Source organism: Oligoflexus sp., assembly GCF_035712445.1.
GTDB lineage: Bacteria > Bdellovibrionota_B > Oligoflexia > Oligoflexales > Oligoflexaceae > Oligoflexus.
Genome location: NZ_DASTAT010000106.1, coordinates 1 through 11854 on the forward strand (window position 1 = coordinate 1; position 11854 = coordinate 11854).

Here is an 11854-nt window from a genome sequence, read left to right on the forward strand (position 1 = left end):
CGATGAAACCCTGCTTCTTTTTTTCTTTATTTGCGGTTCACGAGCGGAAGAGTTCGCCCATTTTCTTGCCGAGAAGCATGGAAGCTCCCATGATACAGGCGGCAAGAATGGCCATACCGATCACGCCCAAAGCACTGGCCAGAAGCTCTCCGGACCCTTGCTCCAGGAAGAGAACATAGATCGCCTTGGTCAAGGGATAGAATTTCTCTTTCATGGCCAGGATGAGTGAATCACTCACATCCAGCATCGCGTAGGAGAAGCAAAGCAGCGCTCCAGCAATAAGATTAGCCGTAACCAATGGGACGGTAATCTTCCTCAGGGTGTGGAAGCGTGAGGCCCCGAAGGTCGTGGACGCTTCTTCCAAAGATGGGCTCATCTGCTGCAGGCCCGCCGAGGCCGACCGCACCATGTACGGCAGTCGCCTGATCGCATAGGCGATCACGAGCAGCGGCACAGGGTTGTGCAGAGGATCCAAAAAGGTATCCGAATACGTGACGACATAGCCGAAGGCCAGAACGATACCCGGCAGAGCCAAAGGTATCATGACAAGGCCATCCAAAAGCCCCGGGAACGGAATCAGCTTCCGCACGATCACATAGGCGATCAAAAGCCCCAGGATCAAATCCAGGAGAGTGGAAAGCCCGGCAAAGATAAAGCTGTTCTTGATCCCCACCAAAGACAGATTGGTCTGGAACACCGCTGTGAAGTGTTCGAAGGTATACTGCTCCGGCAGCACCGTCATGAACCACTTGTTGCTGACCGCTGTGATCATGACAGCGATATGCGGCACCAGGGCGCAAAACACGGTCAGACCCACGAAGGCATAGATAAGGGGCAGACTGATCCAGCCCGCCTTGCGCTTGCCGGACGTCACGTGGCCTTTGGCCATCATCTCGTACTTCTTGCTGCCCAGGGCCAGCTTGGAGAGGAGAAAGAAGCAGACGGTCATCACGATGACCAAAAACACAAGGGCATAGCCCACGGGGTTTTCGTTCACATCGGTGATCATGTTGAAGATCTGCACGGGTATCGTTTCATGATAGCCGACGAGCAGGGGTGTTCCAAGGTCCGTGAGGGCCCAGATAAAGACGATGATAGCGCCCGCGAAATATCCCGGACGGGCCAACGGCCAGACGATATCCTTCAGCTGCTTCCACTTGGGAACGCCCAAGGTGGTCGCGACTTCCTCGACACTCGGGTCCACATTCGCCAGGGACGCGGAAAGGTTCAGGTACATGATGGGGTAAAGGTGAAGAACTTCCAGGACGATCACGGCCCAGAACATATTCTCGGGTCCGAGCCAGTCGATCGGCGCATCGATCCATTCCATGTCCATGAGCGCAAGGTTTACAGATCCGCGACGCGCAAAGAAACGCAGAAGGCCGATGGCTCCGACAAAGGGCGGCATGACCATGGGCACGAGCAGAAGGCCCATGAGAAGGCTCTTGCCCGGGAATTCCCACTTCACGTTGATGACCGCGAGCGGAAAGCTCAATAGCGTCGCGAGCAGCGTCGTGGCAATACCGATCATGAGGCTATTGCCGATCGAATGCATCAGGAGTTCATTGGAGAAGAGCAAAGGGAAGTAACGGAATGTGAACTCGCCCTTATTGAAAAAAGCGCGAGCCATGATGGTCGACACAGGCAGCACAAGAAAGAAAAAGAGCATGGCAATGGTGGCGATCACCGTGCCGTAGCCCACAAGATCCGCAAGGCGTCGTTTCTTATTCGAGGTTGCGTCAGCGGTTTGCATCAGGTTCCTGGCCCTATTTCAGTCTGGGGTGGAAGAACAAGCACGTCCTCAGCCGCGATCATGCACCCGATGGCATCACCTTCCTGGAAGTTGTGCTCGGGCGCGTGATAAAAATTCACTTTGATGGCCTGGCCGCTTGAGCTGCGCAGCTGGAATTGCTCCGATTCACCCAAATAAGTCAGATGCTCGACCTTCAGCTGAAAGTAGTTCGCACCCTGGCCTTTTTTATCCCAATCAATGGCAATCGCCTCGGGCCGCATGGAGATGGACACAGCGGCTCCCACCGGGAACTGCTCCACCTTATGGGTGGCTTCGAAAAGGCCGAGAGCGGTTTGGACCTGGATGGTCTCGCCCTGACGGCCGATGACCTTGCCCTGGATCAGGTTGGTTTCCCCGATGAAACTCGCGATGAAAGGCGTCTTCGGGAAATTATAAAGAGTCCGCGGGCTATCGGTCTGAATCAAATGACCGGCATGCATCACGGAAATGCGCGTTCCCATCGACAGGGCTTCGCGCTGATCATGAGTCACGTAAAGAGTGGTGATACCTGTTTGCTTGTGAATGCGGAGGATGTTGTCACGCATTTCACCGCGAAGCTTCGCATCCAGGTTCGAAAGGGGTTCGTCGAGCAGGAGCACATTCGGGCGAATCGCCAGAGCACGGGCCAGGGCCACGCGCTGCTGCTGTCCACCCGACAGCTGTCCGGGCAGGCGATCGACGTATTGAGTCAGGCGCGTGATGTCCAGCACATCGTCGATGCGCTTTTTGATTTCCGCCGAGCTGAGTTTTCTGAGCTTCAGACCGTACTCAACGTTTTTGTAAACGGTCATGTGGGGCCAGAGCGCATAGTTCTGGAACACCATACCGATGCCGCGATCCACCGCTGGTTTCTTGGTAACATCCTCACCATTGAAAAACAGCTGGCCTTCGGTGACCTGTTCAAGACCGGCCAGCATACGCAGGGTTGTGGTTTTCCCGCAACCGGACGGTCCCAGCAAAAAGTGCAAGGCGCCCTTCTCGATGGTCAGGTTCAGGTCATGCACGGCCGTGGTTTGACCGTAGCGCTTGTAGATGCTCTTGAAGACGACTTCCATGCAAACCCCGGCTCTTGCTCAGTGATCAAATTACTGAAGGCTCTTATATTTTTGACGCGACGCTCCGACCCAGGCATTGATCGTCTGGTTACGCACGACTTCGTCATCCCATCTATCGACAAGCTTCATGAATTCAGCTTCGCTCAGGGCAGGCTTGCCAAAGACAGCGAGCTTGGCTGGATCCACGGATTTGCCTTTGGCAATTTTCTTCCAGGCCTTCTTCAGATCATCGTGGGTATCGACCAGAGTCGCACCCACGAGGTCATTGAATACGCGCTGCATTTTGGTCGCGCGTTCCAGATCCAGCATGATGAAACCCTTCTGTGTGAAAGGGTTGGCTGGCGAAATACGTTTGCCCTCGGTTTCCTGATAGGCCTTGGTGTTGACCGCCATCCGGCCGAGCGAGGACATCTTCGGTCCACCCGGAACACCTTTGGGCAGGAGCAGAAGTTTCTGGCCATCGACGCTCAGAACGAACTGCACGAAGCGTTCAGCCACTTTGCGATTGGGGGCGCCTTTCAGAATGGCAATGGGATCCGGGTCCAGGACGGACTGACCTTCGGGCAGGACAAAGCCGAGGTTATCCGGGCCCAGGTCACCAATTTTCGCCAGCGCGTAGAAGTCGATCGCCATGGCGAGGCCCACATCACCGGACACAACGGCTTTAATGGGATCCGTACTGGAATGGGTGAACGAGCGTGCATTGCCGGAGATAGCCGTCAGAAGTTCCCAGCCCTTGTCCCAGCCCATGGTTTGCAGAATAATCGCATTCATGGTGTTGGCGGAACCCGAGCGGCGCGGATCGGTGAGGCTGATGTTGTCTTTGTAAACCGGGCTGCCAAGGTCCTGCCAGGTCTTGGGTTCCGGCATGCCATCCATTTTCATGATCTTCTTGTTGAAGAAGACGCCGAAGGAGGACATGGCGGAGGCATACCAGGTGTGGGTCTTGTCATAGAGCGGAATGCCCGCGGTGTTCTCGGGGACCTGGGCCTTCAGTTCAGCGGGAAGTTTGTAGGTGTCGAGGAAACCATCGCGCTGCAGTTCCATGAAGGTGGCGGTGCCGCCGCCCCAGAAAAGGTCAACGCCCGAGGATTTTTTATTGTTGGCATACTTGGCCCGCAGAAAGCGGACGTCATCCGAGGTTCCGCCCTGATCGAGCCACTGGACGTCAACGTCGGTCTTGAAGGTCTTTTTGTAGTATTCGGTAAAAAGGGGAACGTACTCTTCCTGAATGGACTTGCGGTGCGGCGACAGAATAACCAGAGTATCTTTCGCCCAGGCAGAGACTGAGCTGCAGAGAAGCGTAGAGGCAATGAGCCAGGACTTCATAAGGCTTCCTTCGTTGCTTGACTGTTCCCAAGGGCGCTCTGAGGGGCTGAGTATCAGCCGACGCAAGGCGTCCTCCTTAATGGTAACCAAGGTGCATCTTGGTAGAATTTAACCCCAAAAAAAGCAAGTCTTTTTGTGGACTCAAGACCGTGATTCGAGAACCGGGACCGCACTTTTTTTCTCATAAAGCCGCAGCCACGATTCGTGGATCGCTGCCGCCGCATTTCTGGCCAAATCACCTTGCAGCCTCGTGCAAAGGTCCAGGAGCCGTTCGCGTTTCTCATCGCGATAGGGACCCGGCTGTGCCAGGCGGGACAACTCGTCCGCGGCGTCCGAGGCTGCGAAATCCTGAATGAATTCGCGAACCAATCCGGTATTCGCCACCAGATTCACAAGACTGATGTGCGGGAGCTTCACAAATCGCTTGGCCAGCTGAAAACTGAGCGGCTGCATGACATAGGCCACAGCCATAGGCGTGCCGGTCAGGGCGCATTCCAGTGTCGCTGTGCCCGATGTCACCAGGGCTGCGTCGCAGGTTTTCATGAGATGAATGCTCTGTCCGCGAACCAGGGTCGTGTCACCCTGCCGATAGACCGTGAGATCCGGCGTCTCCGTCAGGGGCTCACCCAAAGCCTCACCCAGAATGCTGGCAAAAAGTTCTGGTTTCAGACTGGGCGCCATGGAAAGGGCGAAACGAAGCGTGGGATCCTTCTTTCTCAACTCCGCGCGAATTTCCATCATGCGCGGCAAAAGCCGGCGAATTTCGCTGGTGCGGCTGCCGGGAAAAAATCCGATCGTGGGGGCAGCGGAGAGCTTGAAGCGCTCGCGATCCGCCATTGCTGTCCGGGCGCGATCCACCTGCGGCGTGCCCACATAGCGAAAGTTCACCTGGCGCTCGCGAAAGAATTCCTTTTCAAAGGGCATGATGCCCAGGACTTCATCCGTCACGGCCCGCAGGGTCTTGGTGCGTTTTTCACCCCAGGCCCACAGCTGCGGCGCCACATACTGAAACACATAGACACCGCGCAGCCGCAGGGCATCCGCGAGGCGCAGGTGAAAACCAGGATAATCGACCAGGATCGCGATATCCGGCTGACGGCGTTCAATCTGTTCCAAAAGGCTGAATTCAAGATGTTTCAGAAAAGGCAGGTGCTTGATGACTTCCACAAAACCCATGACCGAGAGTTCCTCGATCCCAAAGAGGGCCTCGGCTCCGTTGGCTCGCATCCGCGGGCCACAGATGCCGAAAACCTCCGCGTCAGGCCACAGAACCCGCAGTTCGTGGAGGAGTTCCGCAGCCAATAAATCGCCGGATGGTTCTCCGGCTGAAACGAAAATCCGAGGCGGCCTCATGCATCCTCTTTTCGGTAGGGGTGTTGTCGATTAAAGAAGTTCGACCGGCGTTCCGCTTTCCATCCAGGGACGGAGGCGCTGCTGCGCAGCCATTTCCACGGCTTGTTCCACGAGTTGAACCGATTCCACCAGCTGCTCGTGCGTGGCCAGATTATGCTCGCGACCCGACAACAGTCGCGCGAGCTGATCGAGCTGAATTTTCAGGGTTTCCTGTTTTTCCACAGGCAAAAACGCGCGATCGAGTGGACCGTTGCTCGCAATCCACTCCAATTCAGGCAGAATGTCGGCTGCGCGTCCCCTGAGGCCAAGACCGGAAATCTCGCAGGTCTGCGCGATATAATCGACGGTCGCGACGGCATCCGTCCCGGTCACGCGGATGCTGCGCAAACGCTGAGGCGTCAGCCAATTCACATGCACAGAGCCGGTGGCTCCCTGACTTCCCGCGACCAAAATTTCCGCGGTATCGAAAATATCCTGGAGCTGGGTGCTGTGACCGACGCTATTCAGGACCTGCAAAGGCCCGAGCAGCATACGGAACACGTCCAGTTCATGAACGGCCAGATCCAAAATCACATTGTTGCCGGGCTTCACATTGCGCGGAAAGCCGCCTGCACGGGTTCCCGTAAGATGAACGAGGCGACCCAGGATCCCTGTCTGAATCAGGCGGCGCAAGGCTCCGACGACGGGATTGCAGCGTTCGATATTGCCGACGGCCAGATGCAGCGAACGATCACTGGCGATTTGCACCAGTTCGCGCGCCTCCTGCATGGTGCCGGCTGCCGGTTTTTCCACCAGGACGTGACGATTGTTTTCGAGGATTTTTTTCACAAGGACGTAATGCAGCTCGGTCGGCGCCGCAACAACAGCCAAATCCCAATCCAGGGCCAGGGCTTCATCCACGGTGCGGAGCAAAGGAACCGATGGGGCAGGCAAAGCATCCAAAACTGGGTCGACCACAGCCACGAGCTGGTAGCGCGAATCTTCCTGTAAGACGCGGAAATGATTGCGCCCCATGTTTCCCATGCCAAAAAGAACAACACGAATCAACTGCATGTCCCGTCCTCGCGTTCGGTTAGAGGCCGCCACTATAGCGAATCCACGAAAGCTTGCCTAGCAGGGATTCTTCAGGTCCGGGTGACTTCGTCTACGTTCAATGCAAAGCGTTGGCCCGCTTCACTTCCACCTTCCACCTGATCCACCAGCACGAGCAGCGTGTTGAGAAGATCGAGATTCAAAACACCATCGGTCGGCAAGGCGAGGACATCGTCCTTTTCAAAATTCAAAGGGCAGACATCGCGCTCTGTGCGTTCGTTCACTTTAAAAGATAAAGGCAGACCCTGCGTCCGGCAGATGATGGGGCGGACGGGATAGATCTGGCAAGCGCCTTCGTCATCCAAAAAGCTGCAGGCTTTCGGATTCCCGGGCTGCGCTTTGAGTTTCTCGATCAAGTCGGGACGCTCGTTCAGCCATTCGCGGATGGCGAGGCGTTCCACCGAAAAAACAGTCAAACCAGGCTGACAGCAGGACGAGCAGCCCTTTTTGCATTGCAGCTGCGCAGCATAGCGCTCGTGAAATTCCTTGGCTTTGGCATCAACCTTGGCCACAAGATCCTGGTAACGGGATGCACTCATCAGATTTTCCGTAGCACAGCGTAAAACATGGTATCCGCATCAGCGGCTGGATTACCACAGAGGGCCTGAGTTTCCAAGCGAAGGTCAGGATGAGCCGCAAGCGCGGCGGCCACCACATCTTCATTCTCGTCCGGCAGCCAGCTGCAGGTCGCATACACCAGCTGTCCGCCCTTTTTCAAGGGGGGCAGAACTTTCTGAAACAGGCTGATTTGCAGAGCCTGCAGGTCCTTCAGTTCCCGCTCATGACAGCGGTATTTGCTGTCAGGACTGCGACGCCAGGTGCCGGTGCCCGTGCAGGGAGCGTCGATCAGGATCACATCGACCCCACCGTTTTTCTGCCATTCACTGGGAAACGGCGGCAGGCTTTCCCCATTCCAGGGTAAAGTCCGCACGCGGGAAAATCCGGCACGTGCGGCGCGTCTCTTCACTTCTTCCAATTTATAACTGCGAATATCTGAGGCGAAGATAAGTCCGCGGCCCTGCAGTCCGGCCGCCAGCTGCAGAGTCTTGCCGCCGCCACCGGCACAGGAATCCCAGATGATGGGTTCACCCGTAAGGTCGACCGCCGCGCCGATTCTTTGCGAGGCGTAGTCCTGTATTTCCAAAATTCCCTGATCAAGGCATGCCAGAGTCTGAAGACTGCGCGCTTCCTGCAGCTTCCACGACGCGCCCTCTTCTGTCCAGAGAAGGCCATGTTCAGTGAATTCACGGCGCGCGGCCTCGGCCTTGTTCGGCAGATTCACGCGCAGCCACAGCGGAGCCTTGGCATTCTGCAGAGCCAAAAATTTTTCAAGATCCGCGGGCGTCCAATCACTCAGCTGCTGACGCCGCTTCAGCATCGGCGCATAGAAAGGCGGAAGGCCCCAGCGGGAAAGCGCCGGACTTTGCTGCAGAGCGTCCCACTGCTTTTTTTCCAGGGGAAAACGTTCATCAGCGGGATCCAATCGATCGACGCTCAGCCAGAAAAAAAGGCGTTCGGCCGGGAGTTCCCGCAGCTCATCCCAGTCCCCTGCCCCTTCGCGGCCCTCATGCTCCGCAAGCAGGGCCAGTGGCCCGAGGCGCAGAGCGGCAAAGACCGCATCCGCATACCACTGCCTGTCTTTTTTGCCGAAGCGTTTTTCACCGCGAAACACCTGGGCCAGCCAGCGGTCCACCTGGGGCAATTCCCGGCAGTCCTGCAGCTGTTTCCAGATGCGATAAAGATGCAGCGTTCGCGGATTCTCCGCGAAAAATAATCGCGCTGTCATAGCATTGAAGATTGGAGAAGACTCAGCGAAGCGGCTGAACCTGCATGCGGACGGGTTTTGGGATCACGACGGGCCAAAGCCAGAAAAGAGCGCGGCTCGTCCGTTTCATTATTCAGAAAATGTTCCGCCAGCTGATCGCCGTGAAGTTCCTCGGCTGCCGTGAGCGAGCGATCCGCGATGCGAAGACCCGCACCTCCAGTCATCACCGCTGTCACATTCCAACCAGGAAGCCAGGGACGCAGGCTGGTTTGCGGCGGTACGATGCCGCGGAAAAGCGAAGTCTCCGGCGCAGCGAAGATCATATCCCAGGTGGGAACGCCTTTGGCGGCGATACTTTCACCCTGCTCGCGGAAAATGCGGATGGACGGAATGCTGAGGCCGCGGAGCGCTTCAGGCTTGACGATTTCGACTTCGACGGCATCACAGCTGCCGCGCAGAACATCCACAGGATGCGGCGCCAGGATGAAGGCGGCGACGGCCTCGGCGGCGCTTTCGATAAGACGAAAATGTCCTTGCGTCAAAATAAAGCTGACTTCCTTGACGAGCGAGGAGTAATCCACGCTCTGACACAACTGGCCGGACTTCGCCGCCAGACTGGTATCGAGGTACATCACCAGCTGCAGATGCAGCGGTTGAGTTTTCAGCTTTTCCTCGGGATAAATGCCAATCGTACAGGGGACAACGAAATCCCTCAGACGGATTTCATCGAGGATACGACCGGTTTTCTTTGAGCGTACGCGCATTGTGCCTCTCCCAGGGCCATGGTTGTATTACGCCCTTTCTCCATTGGCAAGCTGACCTTGATCCCTCTTGTGAAAAAGTCAGGGTGACAAGTCGTGAAGCTGACTAGGCAAGACTCCGTCGCCTGTGATAAGTTGCCGCCGCATGCTGCTCTTGGATGGAGGATCACACGCGATGGAAACCGCACCCAGACCGGAAATCAAGCTCGTCAGCCAGGATGATCGTATCTTCGCCGGCTCCAACTATCCGAAGCCCTTCGCTTTCAATAAGGAAGTGGCTCATGTCTTTGATGATATGGTTCGCCGTTCCATCCCGCTCTATGTGGATGTGGTTCGGGCCACGGCCGATTGGGTTCAGCACTTCTATAAGCCACAGACAGCCATTATTGACATAGGCTGCTCGACCGGCACGACAACCCATCATGTCGCGCATACTTTGCAAAAGCCAGCCCATTTCCTGGCGGTTGACCTTTCTGCATCCATGATTGAAAAGGCCCGGGAAAAGCTGGCAGATCTGCCGCCCCGTCATCAAGTTACGCTGCTTTGCCAGGATATTCGCGAAACCACCCTGCCCCGGGCGTCGGTGGTCATCATCAACTATACTCTTCAGTTTCTGCCGGTCGCCGATCGGCTCAGCCTTCTGTCGCGCATCCACGAAGCCCTTGTTCCCGGCGGCATTGTGCTGATCAGTGAAAAGGTGCGTTCGGCAACCACCGCTTTCCATGAACTGACGACGGTGATCTATGAGCGTTTCAAGGAAGAGCAGGGTTATAGCCGAACCGAAATCGAGCGGAAAAAGGAAGCTTTGGATCAGGTCCTGATTCCCTTTACCGAGCAGGAGCATCGGCAGAACCTGACGCTTGCTGGTTTCACTGCCATCGACACGCTGATGAAGTGGAACAACTTCACGACTCTGATCGCCCAAAAGGAGCCCAAGGCTTGAGGGAATCCGCGGAAACCGGCTGGTGGCCTCTTATCAAAGATCCTGTGGCACGCGAGGAGCTGCATCGCCTGCGCGAGGAAGCAAGGCCGCGCCTTATGGAAACACGCTGGGAAACGGAGCGTTCGGCTGTGGCCTCGGTGCGGGATCTTCGCGTCCGGACCTGGCGCGGGGATACGTCCTCGGTTCATATCGGCGAGGCCGCGGATCTTAACGAGGAGCAGCACGCGCGGCTTAAGGCGGCATTGAAAGCCTTTATTCCATGGAAAAAGGGCCCCTTTGCGATCGCAGGCCATAGCATTGATGCCGAATGGCGTTCTGATTGGAAATGGGAGCGTTTTTGGCCTTACGTTCGTTCGCTGGAAGGCGAGGTCGTGGCCGACATCGGCTGCAACAACGGCTATTATATGTACCGCATGCTGAGCGCCGGCGCCAGGCAGGTGGTGGGTTTTGAACCCATGGCCCGTCATGCCTTGAATTTCGAGCTGCTGCAGAATCTCCATCCGACCCCGGCTTTGGATTTTGAAATGCTGGGCGTCGAGCATGTCGATCTTTTTTCCGGCGTCTTTGACACCATATTCTGTCTCGGCATTCTTTATCATCACACCGATCCTGTCGGCCTTTTGCGAAAGATGGCCAAGGCGCTTCGTTACCGCGGCCGTCTCTTTATAGACTGTCAGGGCATACCCGGCCAGGATCCGGTGGCTTTGACGCCGGCAGGACGTTACGCGGGCGCGGGCGGCGTCTGGTTTTTACCGACCCGAAGCTGCCTTGAGAATTGGATCCGTCGGGCCGGTTATACCCGCATCACCTGGATTCACGCCGAGGCCCTTTCCACCGAGGAGCAAAGAGCCACCGAATGGGCCCCGGTCAAGAGCCTTCCTGAATTTTTGGATCCGAATGACCCGAGCAAAACCATCGAAGGTTACGCCGCACCGGAACGTTTTTATCTGATGGTGCAGCTCTGACCCCAGGTTTTCATTGAGCCTCCGGTCCCCAGTTCGTTACAATGAGCTGTTGATCAGGAGGTTGACCCGATGCCGCAAAAAACCAAGGCCGTTCTTATCTATGGTGGACAGTCCACCGAACACGAAGTATCCCGCCGCAGCGCCGCTTATATCTGGAAAAATATCGACCGGCAAAAATTCGATGCCTTTGCGATTGGCATTGATAAGGAAGGGCGTTGGCTGGCTCAAAATCGCCAGGAACTGGAGCGTTCCTATCCGACGGAAATGCCCATGCAGCCCGCGGACAAGGCCGATGCGGAATCCGCCGCGGTCCTGAAAAAGATCTGGACCCAGGGCGCCGATAACAGCGACATCGTGGTCTTTGACATCGTGCATGGCACCACAGGCGAAGATGGAATGATGCAGGGTTTCTTTGATCTGCAGCGCATTCCTTATGTCGGACCGGGCATACTCGGTTCGGCCTGCGCGATGGATAAGGTCGTCGCGAAACAGCTCGTCGAATACGCCGGCGTTCCTGTGGTTCCCTATGTGGCTTTGCGTCTGAATGATTGGCTCGAACGGAAATCCGCTCTGCTGGACGAGGCCGTTCGGAAGCTGAAATTCCCTATGTTCGTGAAACCTGCGAGTCTTGGCAGTTCGGTCGGGATCAATAAGGTGGAAGATAAGGTCGCTCTGGAAAAGGCGATCGCCTATGCCTTGGAATTTGATGATCGGGTTCTGATCGAAACCGGCGTCAATGCCCGCGAGATTGAATACGCCTGCCTCGGCGGGTATGCACCGAAGCTGACCTTCCCCGGTA

Annotated in this window: 10 protein-coding genes and 1 pseudogene; 3 read left to right on the forward strand and 8 right to left on the reverse strand. The window is 56.4% G+C overall.

All coding sequences use genetic code 11. The annotated features are described in order from the left end of the window. Positions 1 to 37 precede the first annotated feature (37 nt). The 8 genes from VFO10_RS23290 to VFO10_RS23325 all read right to left on the reverse strand — a co-directional run bounded on the left by VFO10_RS23290 (position 38) and on the right by VFO10_RS23325 (position 9150). Positions 38 to 1753: an iron ABC transporter permease gene (locus VFO10_RS23290; RefSeq protein WP_325144393.1), complete on the reverse strand. Its 1716-nt coding sequence runs from the start codon at positions 1751 to 1753 to the stop codon at positions 38 to 40. After that, the gene (locus tag VFO10_RS23295) at positions 1753 to 2847 is read right to left on the reverse strand and encodes an ABC transporter ATP-binding protein (RefSeq protein ID WP_325144394.1); all 1095 of its coding nucleotides are present in this window, start codon (positions 2845 to 2847) and stop codon (positions 1753 to 1755) included. Before VFO10_RS23295 ends, VFO10_RS23290 begins: the two co-directional genes overlap by 1 nt. A 30-nt stretch (positions 2848 to 2877) precedes the next feature. Next, positions 2878 to 4176, reverse strand: a complete 1299-nt coding sequence (locus VFO10_RS23300) for an ABC transporter substrate-binding protein (RefSeq protein ID WP_325144395.1) — start codon at positions 4174 to 4176, stop codon at positions 2878 to 2880. Positions 4177 to 4317: 141 nt separating this feature from the next. After that, positions 4318 to 5529, reverse strand: a complete 1212-nt coding sequence (gene lpxB, locus VFO10_RS23305; RefSeq protein WP_325144396.1) for a lipid-A-disaccharide synthase — start codon at positions 5527 to 5529, stop codon at positions 4318 to 4320. A 30-nt stretch (positions 5530 to 5559) separates the two neighbouring features. Then, entirely contained in the window at positions 5560 to 6582 is a 1023-nt protein-coding gene (locus VFO10_RS23310) for a Gfo/Idh/MocA family oxidoreductase (protein ID WP_325144397.1), read from the reverse strand. 71 nt (positions 6583 to 6653) lie between these two features. Continuing rightward, positions 6654 to 7160 (reverse strand): YkgJ family cysteine cluster protein, encoded by a 507-nt coding sequence (locus VFO10_RS23315; RefSeq protein WP_325144398.1) that lies wholly within the window; start codon positions 7158 to 7160, stop codon positions 6654 to 6656. Further along, positions 7160 to 8407, reverse strand: a complete 1248-nt coding sequence (locus VFO10_RS23320; RefSeq protein ID WP_325144399.1) for an RsmB/NOP family class I SAM-dependent RNA methyltransferase — start codon at positions 8405 to 8407, stop codon at positions 7160 to 7162. The genes VFO10_RS23315 and VFO10_RS23320 overlap by 1 nt, the downstream gene beginning before the upstream one ends. Beyond that, positions 8404 to 9150, reverse strand: coding sequence for a dihydroneopterin aldolase (locus VFO10_RS23325; RefSeq protein WP_325144400.1), 747 nt, complete (start codon positions 9148 to 9150; stop codon positions 8404 to 8406). Before VFO10_RS23325 ends, VFO10_RS23320 begins: the two co-directional genes overlap by 4 nt. A 172-nt stretch (positions 9151 to 9322) precedes the next feature. Between VFO10_RS23325 and cmoA the strand changes: the two genes are divergently transcribed. From cmoA to VFO10_RS23340, 3 genes and pseudogenes are all read left to right on the forward strand, one after another. Then, positions 9323 to 10090, forward strand: coding sequence for a carboxy-S-adenosyl-L-methionine synthase CmoA (gene cmoA / locus VFO10_RS23330; protein ID WP_325144401.1), 768 nt, complete (start codon positions 9323 to 9325; stop codon positions 10088 to 10090). Next, a complete protein-coding gene (cmoB, locus tag VFO10_RS23335; protein ID WP_325144402.1) occupies positions 10087 to 11055 on the forward strand; it encodes a tRNA 5-methoxyuridine(34)/uridine 5-oxyacetic acid(34) synthase CmoB in 969 nt (322 codons plus the stop codon). The genes cmoA and cmoB overlap by 4 nt, the downstream gene beginning before the upstream one ends. Positions 11056 to 11124: 69 nt before the next feature. Beyond that, a pseudogene (locus tag VFO10_RS23340) lies at positions 11125 to 11854 on the forward strand (D-alanine--D-alanine ligase); the annotation flags it as partial.